General features: G+C 61.8%; 12 protein-coding genes and 1 pseudogene. 7 read left to right on the forward strand and 6 right to left on the reverse strand.

The features are described 5' to 3' along the window. Positions 1 to 5 precede the first annotated feature (5 nt). Positions 6 to 152, reverse strand: a complete 147-nt coding sequence (locus NKJ08_RS01795; protein WP_352781081.1) for a hypothetical protein — start codon at positions 150 to 152, stop codon at positions 6 to 8. A gap of 287 nt (positions 153 to 439) precedes the next feature. On the opposite strand from NKJ08_RS01795, the gene NKJ08_RS01800 reads away from it, so the two are divergent. The 4 genes from NKJ08_RS01800 to NKJ08_RS01815 are packed head-to-tail and all read left to right on the forward strand — an operon-like array spanning position 440 to position 5,817. Further along, positions 440 to 2,389 (forward strand): PrkA family serine protein kinase, encoded by a 1,950-nt coding sequence (locus NKJ08_RS01800; RefSeq protein WP_352525746.1) that lies wholly within the window; start codon positions 440 to 442, stop codon positions 2,387 to 2,389. 19 nt (positions 2,390 to 2,408) lie between these two features. After that, positions 2,409 to 3,731, forward strand: coding sequence for a YeaH/YhbH family protein (locus NKJ08_RS01805; RefSeq protein ID WP_352781083.1), 1,323 nt, complete (start codon positions 2,409 to 2,411; stop codon positions 3,729 to 3,731). Next, the gene (locus NKJ08_RS01810; protein WP_352525743.1) at positions 3,731 to 5,269 is read left to right on the forward strand and encodes a SpoVR family protein; all 1,539 of its coding nucleotides are present in this window, start codon (positions 3,731 to 3,733) and stop codon (positions 5,267 to 5,269) included. Before NKJ08_RS01805 ends, NKJ08_RS01810 begins: the two co-directional genes overlap by 1 nt. Further along, on the forward strand, positions 5,266 to 5,817 hold the full coding sequence (locus tag NKJ08_RS01815; protein ID WP_352781085.1) for a DUF1772 domain-containing protein: 552 nt from the start codon (positions 5,266 to 5,268) through the stop codon (positions 5,815 to 5,817). Before NKJ08_RS01810 ends, NKJ08_RS01815 begins: the two co-directional genes overlap by 4 nt. Before the next feature lie 138 nt (positions 5,818 to 5,955). Here NKJ08_RS01815 and NKJ08_RS01820 read toward each other — a convergent pair whose 3' ends face one another. Together NKJ08_RS01820 and NKJ08_RS01825 are read right to left on the reverse strand one after the other, a co-directional pair. After that, on the reverse strand, positions 5,956 to 6,201 hold the full coding sequence (locus NKJ08_RS01820; RefSeq protein WP_352525741.1) for a hypothetical protein: 246 nt from the start codon (positions 6,199 to 6,201) through the stop codon (positions 5,956 to 5,958). 46 nt (positions 6,202 to 6,247) lie between these two features. Continuing rightward, positions 6,248 to 8,248, reverse strand: coding sequence for a protein-L-isoaspartate(D-aspartate) O-methyltransferase (locus NKJ08_RS01825; protein WP_352781087.1), 2,001 nt, complete (start codon positions 8,246 to 8,248; stop codon positions 6,248 to 6,250). 302 nt (positions 8,249 to 8,550) lie between these two features. Between NKJ08_RS01825 and NKJ08_RS01830 the strand changes: the two genes are divergently transcribed. Together NKJ08_RS01830 and NKJ08_RS01835 are read left to right on the forward strand one after the other, a co-directional pair. After that, a complete protein-coding gene (locus NKJ08_RS01830) occupies positions 8,551 to 10,962 on the forward strand; it encodes a phosphoketolase family protein (protein ID WP_352781089.1) in 2,412 nt (803 codons plus the stop codon). Then, positions 10,920 to 12,140: an acetate/propionate family kinase gene (locus tag NKJ08_RS01835; protein ID WP_352781091.1), complete on the forward strand. Its 1,221-nt coding sequence runs from the start codon at positions 10,920 to 10,922 to the stop codon at positions 12,138 to 12,140. Before NKJ08_RS01830 ends, NKJ08_RS01835 begins: the two co-directional genes overlap by 43 nt. Before the next feature lie 48 nt (positions 12,141 to 12,188). Here NKJ08_RS01835 and NKJ08_RS01840 read toward each other — a convergent pair whose 3' ends face one another. Continuing rightward, a complete protein-coding gene (locus NKJ08_RS01840; protein ID WP_352781093.1) occupies positions 12,189 to 13,268 on the reverse strand; it encodes a sensor histidine kinase in 1,080 nt (359 codons plus the stop codon). Between the two features lie 109 nt (positions 13,269 to 13,377). Next, complete coding sequence (locus NKJ08_RS01845) at positions 13,378 to 13,617, reverse strand: KTSC domain-containing protein (RefSeq protein ID WP_352781153.1); 240 nt, start codon at positions 13,615 to 13,617, stop codon at positions 13,378 to 13,380. A gap of 111 nt (positions 13,618 to 13,728) precedes the next feature. Between NKJ08_RS01845 and NKJ08_RS01850 the strand changes: the two are divergent. After that, a pseudogene (locus tag NKJ08_RS01850) lies at positions 13,729 to 14,366 on the forward strand (alpha-ketoglutarate-dependent dioxygenase AlkB). Positions 14,367 to 14,400: 34 nt separating this feature from the next. Here NKJ08_RS01850 and NKJ08_RS01855 read toward each other — a convergent pair. Continuing rightward, a complete protein-coding gene (locus NKJ08_RS01855; protein ID WP_352781095.1) occupies positions 14,401 to 14,865 on the reverse strand; it encodes an NUDIX hydrolase in 465 nt (154 codons plus the stop codon). Positions 14,866 to 14,899 lie beyond the last annotated feature (34 nt).

The raw sequence follows: 14,899 nt of genomic DNA on the forward strand, positions 1-14,899 counted from the left end.
GTCCGTCAGTGCTTCTTGTCCTGATACAGGCGCTCGGTCGCGCGGTCGGCTTCCCTGCGCTCCGCCGGGCCGCGACGGCGCTGCGTGAGGAGGGCGTAGGCGAACACGATGGCCAGCAGCAGCGGGCCGCCTGCAACAACGAGCAACCACATACTATTCTCAAACATCGAACCGTCTCCTTTCCCTCACAACCGGGAAGGAGCAGAACCGTTCCTCCGGCTTGATGGAGGTTGCCCGCACGGCGTGGTGCGAAATCAGGATTTTATGTCCCGAGCAGGACGTTTTACGTCTTTTGCGGGCCATCAGGGCGCCCTATCTAGACTCCTAGCATTGGGTCGCATCCACTCTCTTTGAAGTGAAGGGAACCACAACGGCTTTCCGACATTTGATTGTTCAAGAGACAAACATGCAGCCAAACCGGCTCAGGGGCTAGGATATCATGCGTGAGAACCAATCCGACGTCTTCGATCTGTTTTCCGAGGTTTACAAGAATGCGGCGCAGGAGGAGAGAAGCCTCCAGCAATATCTGCTTGCCTGCCGCGAGGACAAGTCGATGTATGCGTCGGCGCCCGAACGGATGGTCGAGGCGATCGGCGAGCCGACCTATGTCGACACCAGCAAGGACGAGCGACTCGGCCGCATTTTCGCGAACAGGACGATCAAGATCTATCCTACCTTCGCCGACTTTTACGGCATGGAGGATACGATCGAGCGGATCGCCGGCTATTTCCGCTATGCCTCGCAAGGGCTGGAGGAACGCAAGCAGATCCTTTATCTGCTTGGCCCCGTCGGCGGCGGCAAGTCCTCATTGGCCGAACGGCTGAAGAGGCTGATGGAGCAGCGTCCGATCTATACGCTGAAGGTCGGCGGCCAGATCAGCCCGGTGTTCGAATCGCCGCTCGGGCTGTTCGACCCCGATCGCATGGGCGACCTGCTGGAGGACAAATACGGCATCGCGCGGCGCCGGCTGAACGGCCTGATCTCGCCATGGGCGGCCAAGCGCCTCGACGAGCTGTCCGGCGACATCTCCAAATTCAGCGTCGTCAAGCTGATGCCGTCCAGGCTTCGCCAGATCGGCATCGCCAAGACCGAGCCGGGCGATGAGAACAATCAGGACGTTTCGGCGCTGGTCGGCAAGGTCGACATCAGGCAACTCGAGCACTTCAGCCAATCTGATCCGGACGCCTACTCCTACAGCGGCGGGCTGAACCGGACGACGCAAGGCCTGCTCGAATTCGTCGAGATGTTCAAGGCGCCGATCAAGGTGCTGCATCCGCTGCTGACCGCCACCCAGGAAGGCAGCTACAACGGCACCGAGAATTTCGGCGCCTTTCCCTATCAAGGCATCATCGTTGCCCATTCCAATGAATCGGAATGGCTGCAGTTCAAGAACAACAAGAACAACGAGGCGTTCCTCGACCGCATCCTGGTGGTCAAGGTGCCGTATTGCCTGCGGGTCACCGAAGAGCGGCAGATCTACGACAAGCTGCTGCGCGAAAGCGAGCTGGCCTCCAGTCCCTGCGCGCCGGAAGTGCTCGACATTCTCAGCCGGTTCACCGTTTCGACCCGCCTGGCCGAACACGACAATTCGCCGCTCTACACCAAGATGCGCGTTTATGACGGCGAGAATCTCAAGGAAACCGACCCCAAGGCGAAATCGGTCCAGGAGTACCGAAACGCCGCCGGCGTCGATGAAGGCATGACCGGCGTCAGCACCCGCTTCGCCTTCAAGATCCTGTCGCAGACCTTCAACTACGACACCGAAGAGGTGGCCGCCGATCCGGTGCACCTGATGTACATCCTGGAAGAGGCGATCAAGCGCGAGCAGTTCCCGAAGGAAACCGAGGCGGCTTATCTCGATTTCATAAAATCGGAGCTGGCCACCCGTTATGCCGAGTTCATCGGCCACGAGATCCAGAAGGCCTATTTGGAATCCTACAGCGAATACGGCCAGAACCTGTTCGACCGCTACATCGCCTATGCCGATGCCTGGATCGAGGATCAGGACTACAAGGATACCGATACCGGCCAGATCCTCAATCGGGAGGTTTTGGACAACGAACTGTCGCAGGTCGAAAAGCCGGCCGGCATCGCCAACCCCAAGGACTTCCGCAACGAGGTGGTGAAGTTCACGCTGCGCGCACGGGCCAGAAACCATGGCCGCAACCCGTCATGGACAAGCTACGAAAAGCTGCGCGAAGTCATCGAGAAGCGGATGTTCGGGCAGGTCGAGGACCTGCTGCCGGTGATCAGTTTCGGCTCCAAGCAGGACAGCGTGACGGAGAAGAGGCATACCGAATTCGTGCAACGGATGGTCCAGCGCGGCTACACCGAACGCCAGGTCCGCCGGCTGGTGGACTGGTATATGCGGGTGAACAAGGCGGGTTGAAGCCAGCCCGGGGTAACATATGCCGATCTTCATCGATCGCCGACTGAACCCGAAGGACAAAAGCCTCGGCAATCGGCAGCGTTTCCTGCGGCGGGCGCGCGAAGAGTTGAAGCGCACCATCCGCGATCAGATCCGCACCGGCAAGATCGCCGACGTGGACGCCGAGCATGCCGTTTCGATGCCGGCGCGGGGCACCGGCGAGCCCACGTTCAATGATGCCAGGAACAGCGGCAGCCGTCAGCATGTCCTGCCTGGAAACAAGCGTTTTACCCCGGGCGACCGGCTCCCCAAGCCCGGCCAGGGCGGCGGCATGGGGTCAGCCCCAGGCAGAACCGAATCGGAGGACGATTTCCGTTTCGTGCTGTCGCGCGAAGAGGTGCTCGACCTCTTTTTCGAAGACCTCGAACTGCCCGACATGGTCAAGCTCAACCTCAAGGAGATCCTCGCCTTCAAGCCGCGCCGGGCCGGTTTCGCCGCGACCGGCTCGCCGACCAACATCAATGTCGGGCGCACGATGCGTAACAGCCATGGCCGCCGCATAGCGCTCAGGCGCCCCAAACAGGTGGAGCTCGACGCAATCGCGCAGGAGATCGCGTCGCTGGAGGCGAAGCCGCAAAACGCCGAGATGCGCCAGCGCATCGTGGCGCTGCAGGAAGAGTTTGAGCGGCTGGAGCACCGCCGCAAGCGGATCGCCTATGTCGACCCGGTCGATATCCGCTTCAACCGCTTCGACGCCCAGCCGGTGCCGAACGCCAATGCGGTTATGTTCTGCCTGATGGACGTGTCCGGTTCGATGGGCGAACGCGAGAAGGATCTGGCCAAGCGCTTTTTCGTGCTGCTGCACCTGTTCCTGAAACGGCGCTATGACCGGACCGAGGTGGTCTTCATCCGCCACACGCACGAGGCGCAGGAGGTGGACGAGGAAACCTTCTTCTACAACACCCAAAGCGGCGGCACGGTGGTTTCCACGGCACTCGAGGAGATGCACCGCATCGTCGAGCAGCGCTATCCCAGCCGCGAATGGAACATCTATGTCGCCCAGGCTTCGGACGGCGACAATTTCGTCACCGATTCCGAGCGCTGCATCGCCCTTCTCGACGAACAGATCATGCGGCTTTGCCAGTATTTCGCTTATGTCGAAATCCTCGACGAACGCGAGAGCCACATCTTCGGCGCCACCGACAACGGCACGTCGCTGTGGCGTGCCTACAGTGCAGTCAAGCTGAGATGGTCGAATTTCCAGATGAGCCGCATCGCCACGGCGGCCGACATCTACCCGGTTTTCCGCCAGCTCTTCGCCAGACAGCCGGGTTATCAAAAGAGCGGTGAAAGAGGGGGCTGATGGCGAGCAAATCCGGGTTGCTGTTTTCCGGTTCCGACTGGGATTTCAGGACGCTGTCGCGCGCCTACGAGACCATCGAGGCGGTCGCCACCGAAGAGCTTCACCTCGACGTCTATCCGGTGCAGATGGAGATCATCTCGTCCGAGCAGATGCTCGACGCCTATTCCTCGGTCGGCATGCCGCTAATGTACCGGCACTGGTCCTTCGGCAAGCACTACCTCTACCAGGAATTGCTCTATCGCAAAGGCGGAAGGGGGCTCGCTTATGAACTCGTCATCAATTCCAATCCCTGCATCGTCTATCTGATGGAAGAAAACACCATGGCCCTCCAGGCCCTGGTGACAGCGCACGCGGCACTCGGCCACAATCATTTCTTCAAGAACAACTATCTGTTCCAGCAGTGGACGGACGCCAGCGCCATCCTGAGCTATCTGGACTTCGCCAAGGGCTACATTGCCCGCTGCGAGGAGCGGCATGGCGTCAATGCGGTGGAAGAGATCCTCGACGCCGCGCATGCGCTGATGGAACAGGGCGTGTTCAGATACCACCGGCCGCCGAGGCTGTCGTCGGAAAGGCAGCGCGAGGGCGTTCGCGAGCGCCTGGAATATGAAGCGCGTTCCTACAATGACCTGTGGCGCACGCTGCCGCCGTCGAAGGACGGCAACAAGGCCCGCGAGACGGATACCATGACGGAGCGCAAGAAATCGCTCAAGCTGCCCGAGGAAAACCTGCTTTACTTCCTGGAGAAGAACAGCCTGATTCTGGAACCCTGGCAGCGTGAGGTCATCCGAATCGTCCGCGTCATCGCGCAATATTTCTATCCGCAGCGGCAAACGCAGGTGATGAACGAGGGCTGTGCGACCTTCGTGCACTACACGCTGATGAACCTGCTGTTCGACCGCGGCCTGATCGGCGAAGGTGCGATGCTGGAAGTGCTGCGCAACCATTCGAACGTGATCTTCCAGCCGGGCTTCGACGATCCGCGCTTTTCCGGCATCAATCCTTATGCGCTGGGCCTCGACATGATGCAGGACATCCAGCGCATCTCGACCGCGCCGACCGCCGAGGACCGCGACTGGTTTCCCGATATCGCCGGCAATGGCGACTGGCGCCAAACCTTGCTGGACGCTTGGGCCAACCATCGCGACGAATCCTTTATCCGCCAATATCTGAGCCCGGCCCTGATACGGAAATGGCGGTTTTTTGTCCTCGCCGATGCTGCCAACGATCCACATTACGAAGTTGCGTCGATACACAATGAGCGCGGCTACGAGAGCATCCGCGCCGCGCTCGCCCATAGCTACGACATCGGCGCCAGCCGGCCGGACATCCAGGTGGTGGACGTGGACCTGCTCGGCGACCGGCATCTGCGCCTGCAGCACAAGGTGAAAGACGGTATCGTGCTGGAAGGCGGCAGCCGCGACGCCACGCTGCGCCATATCCGCAAGCTCTGGGGCTACGAGGTCAGCATGGCCGCGGTCGACGCACAGACTGGCGCCGCACTCCACGAGCGGTCGACCAGCCAGATCGGGGAATGACCTTTACCGCATCACTGATCGTCGTGCGCACGACGAGGGGTGCTGGGAGTAAGAACATGCGCGTATTCATGATCGCCACCCTTCTTCTGGTCGCTATCACGATGGCGCTCTCACTTGCGCACGCATTGGAATTGCCCGGCAAGTTGCGCCTCGAGGAGGCCACCTACAAATCTGTGCAGGCGATCTACTATCCCGGCTTCACGGTCGGCGGGTTCGCCGAGATCGGCGGCATCATCGCACTCGCCATCCTGCTCTACCTGACGCCTTATCCAAGCGCCCGATTCTGGTGGACCTTGGCAGCCCTTGTCTTCTTGCTGGCGGAACATGCGACTTATTGGTTGATCACGCATCCCGTCAACAATTTCTGGGCGCAAGACGTTGCTACGCCGAAATCAGCCGCGACGTTTTTTTCAATGTTCTCTCGAAAGCAGGTCGGCGACTGGAGAGAGTTGCGCAACGTCTGGGAGACCTCGCATGTCGCCAGGGCAGGTTTGGCGATGCTGAGCCTCATCTCAATTGCTGTCGCCGCGACATTTTTTGCTGAATAGGGCCGAGGGATCCTGAATAGGGCCGAGGGATCGCGACGGCGCCCTCGTCCGCCAATTTTCCGGCCGCGAACGTTCCATCCTCAGATCAGGGAACGAGACGCGGCGCCGTACTGTCTTAACGTTGAGCAATCCGGTCGTTCAGCGGCCGGCGCGATGCTTGTTATGGGCGCTTTCCTGGTGCTCGCCGCGGATGATGTTGCGATCGTCGGGATCGGCAATGTCCTTTGGGTCCGACCTGAGCTCGGCACCGCGCCGGAACGCCTCGCGCTCTTGCCTGGTCTTTTTCAAATCCGCTTCCGCGTCGAAATCCTTGCCGGCGTTTTTCGTGTTCTCGCGCTCTTCGATAATGCGCAATTGCTGCTCATGAGTCTTTTTTCCGACCATCGGTGACCTCCTTCTTTCTATGTTCCGCTTCCCCAGGTCCAATCCGCTAGAGCCCGAAAGGATAGGTCTCGGGAACGCCTGTCCCAACATGCTCCGGCCCAAGCGGCGTCACGGCACTGGTTTCATCGAACCAGACGAAGGCATCGAACTGCCGGGCAAGCGAGGCATCCGCATAGTGGCTGTGCAGCTCGGTCTCGGGCCGGTAGATGACGCCGATAAAGCGCTCCAGCCGGCGCTCCAGAAGCCGTTGGCGCAGCGTGTCGTCGCGCTCGAAATCGAGCAGGAAAGGCGAGACGCCGCTGTCATGGCAAAGCCGCTCATAGCTGTCGTTGTGGGAAGGCCGAACCGGTTTCACCTCCATGTCACCGTCCCAGTCCGTGGCCGCGGCCACCGTCCCGGAATGCGTGCCGAACCCGATCAAGGCAACCTCGTCGCCAAAACGCTGGCGGCAGAGCTGGCCGATGTTCACTTCGTCCCTGACAACCCCCATCTCGGTGTAGCGGGCATCACCGATATGGGAATTATGTGCCCACACCACCGCCTTGGCGTTCGGGCTGCGGGCCTGCAGTAGGTGCTCCAGCGTTTCGAACATATGGGTGTCGCGCAGGTTCCAGGATTGCGCGCCGCCATAATACATGGTGCGATAATAGCGCTCGGCGGAGGCGACCAGACGGGCATTCTGGGTGGCGTCGAGGAAGTCGATGCCGTCCTGCTGCGCATAGTCGAGCTCTCTGGAAAGCAGTTCCCGGCATTGCTCGAGCACGGCCTTCTCGCATTTCTGGTAGCCGGAGGTGAGTGCGACACGGCCATAGGTGGCCGGGTCGTTCTGCCACGGCGTCAAGCAGCCGTAGCGTTCGCGTGCGATCCTTGCGGCCTGTGGGTCGACGCGATCGAGATATTGCAGGACCGCCGCGATCGATCCACCCATATTGTAGATGTCGAGGCCATAGAACCCGGCCCGCCGGGAGGATATCCTGATCCGCTCATTATGCTCTCGCATCCAGTCGACGAACACCGCGACGTCGGTGTTTCGCCACATCCAGGTGGGAAACCGCTGGAACGGCGGATCGGCGCCGGGCCGCGGCGGCCTGTGGCGGACATAGCGGTCGATCGCCGCGGCATCGGGCCAGTCGGCCTCGACCGCGATGATGGTGAAGCCATGCTTTTCGATCAGCCTGCGAGTGATCGCCGCGCGCGCCCGGTAGAACTCCGACGTGCCGTGGCTGGCTTCGCCGAGCAAGACGACGCGCCGGTCGGCAAACCGGTCGAACAGCGCACCGAAGGCCGGATCGTCGAAATCCGGAAGCGGTTCAGCGGCGGTCGCTATCATCTGCGGCAGGCTGCTTCTGCGCTGATGCCGGTGCGGAAGATCGGCCGCTATTTGGCTGTCGCTGCCTGGCTCGCCCCAGCCTTGCTCGCCGATCAGCGGAACAAACCGCACGCCGCCGAAATCCTCCTCGGTGTAGGTTGCGGCGCCGGTACGGGTGACCTTGAGCAGGCGCTGCGAGTCGAATTCATCGCCGACCGGGATGACAAGCCGGCCAGCGACGTCGAGCTGTTCTTGCAGAGCGAGCGGTGCGCCGGGTCCGGCGGCCGCAACCAGGATCGCATCGAAGGGTGCCGCCTCGGGCCAGCCCTTGGTGCCGTCGCCGGTGCGGACTTCGATATTGTCGTAGCCAAGCTTTTTGAACCGTTGCCATGCCGTTTCAGCCAACGCGGCGTGGCGCTCGATCGTGTAGACGCGTTCGACGATCCGGCTCATCACGGCAGCCGCATAGCCCGAGCCGGTGCCGACCTCGAGGACATGGTCACCGGCTCCGATCTCCGCCATTTCGATCATGAGCGCAACGATATAGGGCTGCGATATCGTCTGACCTTCGGCGATCGGCAGCGGCCCATCCTCATAGGCGAATTCCTCAAAACCAGGATCGACGAAAGCCTCGCGCGGGACCTCGCGCATCGCCTGAAGGACATTGCGGTCGCGAATGCCACGGCGGCTTAAGTGGATGTCGACCATTTGGTTGCGGGCATCGGAGAGATCGAGCATTTTTTTGCTCCTCTTACGGGCCTCCGCCACAATCGCCCAAGCTGCTCAACGGCACTTTGGCCGGTCCATATCCCGGGGCCTCGGCAGTCCACTTGGATTCATGCAATGCGGTGCATCTTCCTAACCGTTGGCAAGCCCCGAGGTTCCCCAAAAGCCCGACCCGCTTTTTGTCTGCGAGGCGGGTTGTAGGATCGGCAAGCGGGCGCTGGCCGCGCCGCCCAAACTTATTTCGAGGCAAATCCTTTCTCCGACGCGACGCCACTCCAGATAACGACGGACGAGGGTATTCCGGAGGCATTGCCATGAACGACGAGGCCCGCACTCCCGCGCAAACAACCGGCCTTGGCCAGGGAGATCTGATGAACCGCTATTGGCGCGCCGCGAACTACGTTTCGGTTGGCCAGATCTATCTGCTCGACAATCCGCTCTTGCGCGAGCCCTTGCGGCCCGAGCACATCAAGCCGCGGCTGCTCGGCCATTGGGGCACGACACCCGGCCTCAATTTCATCTATGTGCATCTGAACCGGATCATCCGTGAACGTGGTCTCGATGTCCTGTTCATCTGCGGTCCGGGTCACGGCGGCCCGGCAATGGTCGCCAACACCTGGCTCGAGGGCACCTACAGCGAAATCTATCCCGAGATTGGCAGGGGTGAAGACGGTTTGCGAAAGCTGTTCCGACAGTTCTCGTTTCCCGGCGGAGTGCCGAGCCACGCGGCTCCGGAGACGCCCGGCTCCATCCACGAGGGCGGAGAGCTCGGCTATGCGCTGGTCCATGCCTTCGGCGCCGCCTTCGACAACCCCGATCTTGTGGTTGCCTGCGTCGTCGGCGACGGCGAAGCAGAGACCGGCCCGCTCGCCGCGGCCTGGCATTCCAACAAGTTCCTGAACCCGGCATCCGACGGTGCCGTCCTGCCGATCCTGCATCTCAACGGCTACAAGATCGCCAACCCGACGATCCTCGGCCGCATGGAAGACGAGGCGTTGCGGAGCCTGTTCCTCGGCTATGGCTACGAGACCTTTTTTGTCGAAGGCCATGAGCCTGCCACGATGCACCGCGAGATGGCCCGCACGCTCGATGCCGTGCTCGACCGGATCCGCTCGATCCAGGAGCCTGCCCGAGCCGCGGGCTGGAAGGGAGAGCGCCCGTTGTGGCCGATGATCGTGCTGCGCAGCCCAAAGGGCTGGACCGGACCGAAAGAGGTCGACGGCAAGAAGGTGGAGGATTTCTGGCGCTCGCACCAGGTGCCGGTGTCGAACGCACGTGGCGACGGGGCGCACCGCCAGATCCTCGAAGACTGGATGCGCAGCTACGAACCGGAGACGCTGTTCGACGAAGGCGGCCATCTCCTGCCGGAGCTCGCGGCGCTTGCGCCAACAGGGTCACGACGCATGGGCGCTATCCCTTACGCCAATGGCGGCCTGCTGAAACAAGACCTGGTGCTTCCCGATTGGAAAGGCCTGGCGCTGGACGTACCGCGTCCGGGTGGCACCGTCGGAGAGGCGACGCGGACAGCCGGAAGCTATCTTCGCGACGTGATCCGCTTGGCCGCCGATGCCAGGAATTTCCGGCTGATGGGACCGGACGAGACGTCCTCCAACCGCCTCGACGACGTGTTCGAGGTTACGGACCGTGTCTGGATGGAGCGGATCGAGCCTTACGACGTCCATCTTTCCCGTGACGGCCGCGTCATGGAAGTGCTCAGCGAGCATCTTTGCCAAGGTTGGCTGGAGGGCTATCTGCTGACCGGCCGCCATGGCCTGTTCTCGTGCTACGAGGCGTTCGTCCACATCGTCGATTCCATGGTCAACCAGCACGCCAAATGGCTGAAGACCTCCGGCGAGCTCGCCTGGCGCAAGCCGATCGCCTCGCTCAACTACCTGCTGACCTCGCATGTCTGGCGGCAGGATCACAACGGCTTCAGCCACCAGGACCCGGGCTTTGCCGATTTCGTGGCCAACAAGAAGGCGGATACGGTCAGGCTCTATTTCCCGCCGGACGCCAACACGTTGCTCTGGATCACCGACCATTGCCTGAAAACCTACAACCGCATCAACGTCATCGTCGCCGGCAAGCAGCCGGCGCCGCAATGGCTATCCGCCGACGCCGCGGAAGCACACTGCAAGGCCGGCGCGGGCATCTGGGAATGGGCCGGGACAGTTGCCAGGGACGAGGATCCGGATGTGGTCCTGGCCTGCGCCGGCGACGTTCCGACGCTGGAGACGCTCGCTGCCGCCGACATCCTGCGATCGCGGATTCCCGACCTGAAGATCCGCGTCGTCAATGTCGTCGACCTGATGATTTTGCAGTCGAATTCCGAGCATCCGCATGGCTTTGCCGACGACAAGTTCGACGCGCTGTTCACCAGGGCCAAGCCGGTCATCTTCGCCTATCACGGCTACCCCTATCTCATTCACCGCCTGACCTACCGGCGCGTCAACCACGACAACATGCATGTGCACGGCTTTCGCGAGGAAGGCACGACGACGACGCCGTTCGACATGGTGGTGCTCAACCAGCTCGACCGCTATCATCTGGCGCTTGCCGCGATCGCGCGCGTGCCCGGGCTGGCCGAACGGGCGAAGGATCTTGCCACCGAGCTGCATGGGAAATTGGCTGAGCACACGGCCTATGTCCGCCAGCATGGCGAGGATATGCCCGAGATCCAGAAATGGAGCTGGCCGCAAGACACGGCAACGAGGGCTGGCGATTGATGCGCTCGATCCTCGCGCTGAATGCCGGCTCGTCCAGCATCAAGTTCGGGCTTTACGATCTTGAAGCGTCCGCCGAACTGGATCTTGCCTCGCGCGGTTCGCTGGATTTGGGCGATGCGCCAAGGCTGACTGCGAAAGCCGGCGATGGGGCGGTGCAGTGCGATCGGCCACTTGCCGCACACTCATCGCGCGACATGGGCATCGGCCAGATGCTGCAATGGATCGAGAACGAACTTGGCGGAAGGAAACTGATCGCCGCCGGCCACCGCATCGTCCATGGCGGACGCGACTTCGTCGAACCTGTCCGCCTGACGTCGACAGTTATCCAGGCTCTCGATAGGCTGACGCCGCTTGCGCCACTGCACCAGCCGCGCAGCCTAGCGCCGATCCGGGCGCTTGCCGCGTTGCGGCCGGACCTGCCGCAGGTCGGATGCTTCGACACGGCCTTCCATCGGACAATCGAGCCGATGGTCAGCCGTTTCGCGCTGCCGCGCCACTATGAGGCAGACGGCATCCACCGCTACGGGTTTCACGGACTCTCCTATGAATATGTCGCCGACCGGCTCAAGCAGATGTCACCCGATCTGGCGGCGAAAAGAACCATCGTCGCCCATCTCGGCAAGGGCGCGAGCCTATGTGCCATGCGCGACGGGCGAAGCGTCGATACGACGATGGGCATTTCGGCGCTTGACGGCCTGGTCATGGGCACGCGCTGCGGCGCCATCGATCCCGGCGTGCTTTTGTACCTCCTGCTGGAGAAAGGCGTCGGAGGCGACGCACTTCAGCACATGCTCTACGAGGAATCCGGGCTGCTGGGCGTGTCCGGCATTTCCGGCGACATGCGCACGCTGGAAGCCAGCGATGACCGCCAGGCCCGCGAAGCGGTGGAGCTTTTCGCCTTCCGCGCCGCCAGGGAGATGGCGGCCCTCGCCAACACGCTGGGCGGCCTCGAATGCCTGGTATTCACAGCCGGCATCGGTGAGCACTCTGCTCCGGCCCGCAAGGCAATCTGCGACAGGCTTGGCTGGCTTGGCGTGGCGGTCGACGAGGTCGCCAATAGTTCCCATGCCGCGCTCATAAGCCAGGCGGGCAGCAAGGTCGAAGTCCGCGTCGTGGCGACCGACGAAGAAGGGATGATCGCCGCTCACACGCGCAAGCTGATGGAGGAGCCCAGCTGATGCGCATTGTCTGGAACGATCCCGTTTGCGGCGGCGCTGTCCGACCGGCTACGTCGCGAGCGCGGCCGATCTGTTGAAGACGATGGTGACCCGCGTTCCTTTGCCCGGGGTCGAGTCCACCTCGAACCGGGCTTTGGCATTCTCGGTCAGCGACTGCGCGATCAACGCTCCAAGTTTGCCGGGTTTCGGCCAGGTCTCGCCTTCGGGCAGGCCGATGCCGTCATCGGCCACAACGATGCGAAATCCGTCGCCGTCTACCACGCTGCGCAGGGTGATGGTCCCGCCTTCACGGCCCTGAAAAGCGTGTTTCAGCGCGTTCGTTAAAAGCTCGTTGACGACCAGTCCCGTGGGCATCGCAACGTTGATGGACACGGGATGGGTATCGACCTTCATATCCAGCCGGATGCCCTGCATGGCATGCGACGTCATCACGGCAGAAGCGATCTGGCTGAGATAGACGCCGAGGTCGACCTCGGCCTTCTGTTCGTCGGCCGACAGCGTCTGGTAGAGGATCGCAAGCGCATCGACGCGGCCGGCGAGGCGCTCGAAACGTTTCTGGTTGGGTGATGCCGCGCTGCGGGCCTCCAGCCTGATGAGCGCCGTGATCATCTGGAGATTGTTCTTCATCCGATGCTGCAACTCGCGCAACAGCGTGTCCTTTTCGCGGATGCGTTCTTCGATGGCCTCGCTGTCGCTTGCCTTGTGCGCGGTGACGTCGACAAAGGCGACCAGTCGAAAGGACCGCTGCCCGCGCTCGTCCACGATCAGGTTCGAATAGACGTCGACGATGGCCGGCTCCGCGCCGGCACGTCGCATCCCGAACGTTCCCGCCCGATCGGTATCCTCGACGATGGCCTCGGCCAGCGGCCGATGCTCGTGTTCGCCCAAGCCTTCTCCGCTGAGCGCAGCCCAATTCCCGCGTTGCAGCTCTGCCCCGGAAACACCAGACAATTTCTGGAACTCGGAGTTGACATAGACGACACGCTCCTCGCCGCTCAAATCGGAAATTGCGATCGCTATTGGGAGCTGGTCGAGGAACCTCTTGAAGCGGTCGCTATCCAAGGCGCTCGCCAGATCGGGGGTGTCCAGCAATTGCTGGATCTGCTCTGTTTCGGCTTCGGCGGACATTCCAGGCTTTCGATGTCTTCGGATGAGGCCATGATCAATATCAGGTCACTCGCCAACCGCGAAGTATGCTCATTGCCGCCGTGCGGCCAGGAATGGCGGACAGTCAGGGTCAGGAATGGGAAGCATCCGAAGGCTCAGCTCGAACGCTCTGCTCGACCAGACGGTATCTATACTGGTCGCGAATATGCTCGTTGAAGAACCGGCCTTTTGATGAGGATTTGCGAAACGCGGCGTGGACCTGCGGCGGCACGTCCTCGTAATCATAGCGGTTTCCGCTCGGGACGAACCATACGGAGAGTATCCTCGTCGCCGGTTGGTAATCGATGCTTCTGATCGCAGTTGAAGGCATTCTCAACAGGTCCAATCCACGCCGTCGTGTGAATAACCCTGCACGGAGAGCGAAGTTCCTTCCTGCCGAAGCAGCCTTGCCGCTACGAGGCGGCTTCACCAAATACGGTTGATGCCATCGCTCAAGACATCGGCTGCAGGCCGCCAGGGTGATCTCTTTGCCGCCGCGGGCGACCTGCCGGAAGGATTTCACTACCGGCCCGAACTGATCACGCCGGACGAAGACGCAGAGTTGACGAGCCAGCTCGCAAGCCTGCCTTTTCGGGCCTTCGATTTTCACGGCCATCTGGCAAACCGGCGGGTGGTCGGTTTTGGGCTGCGTTATGATTACGACCGGCGCGAAGTCGTCGAGGCACCGCCGATACCCGGCTTTCTGCTGCCGTTGAGGGAAAAGGTTGCGGATTTTGCCCGCTTGCCCGCCGAGACCTTCGTGCAGGTTCTGATCAACGAGTACCGGCCAGGCGCCGGTATCGGCTGGCACCGCGACAGCCTCATTTCGAGGCGGTCGCCGGCGTTTCGCTGCTGGCCGCCTGCAGCTTTCGCCTGCGCCGGAAAAACGGCACGCGATGGGACCGCAAGACGGTCATGGTCGAGCCAAGATCGGCCTATCTGATGACGGGCGCAGCGCGCAGCGAATGGGAGCACAGCATTCCGCCGGTTGCCGAGCACCGCTACTCGATCACGTTGCGGACGTTGCGGCCGCAAACGCACTTAAACCAGAGCGGTGACGAAGCCTGGGCACTGCCCTGAAGGACCACTGCCCTGAAAACTGGGCCGATACGGTTCATTCGGCGCCGTGCTGCTCGGCAAAATCCGCCAGCATGGCGCGCTGGCCTTTCAGGATCTTGATCTCGGCCTCAGGCAAGGAGAACCAGCCCGCTCTGTCCACTTCGGGAAATTCCTTCATCGAGCCGGACCTTGGCGGCCATTCCATGACGAAGGTATTGCTGCTGATGGCTTCGATGTCGAAGTCCGCTTCGACGCACCATGCGATGACGAGCTTGCCGCCCGGCTGCCTGTAGCTGCCAAGGTGTTCGAAAACTCCATCGATGGCCACGCCGAGCTCCTCTTCTGCCTCGCGTTTTGCCGCTGCCAGCTCGTCCTCGTTCTCGTCGACCAAGCCCTTCGGGATCGACCATGCGCCGTGGTCCTTCTTCGCCCAGAACGGTCCGCCCGGATGCACCAGCAAGACCTGGAGAAGGCCTTCGCTTCGGCGATAAATCAGCAACCCTGCGCTGCGTTTGGCCATTCCGCTATTCCCCTGACGAAAATGAAACGAACGT

Source organism: Mesorhizobium sp. M0244 (assembly GCF_040321795.1).
In the GTDB taxonomy this organism is placed as follows: domain Bacteria; phylum Pseudomonadota; class Alphaproteobacteria; order Rhizobiales; family Rhizobiaceae; genus Mesorhizobium.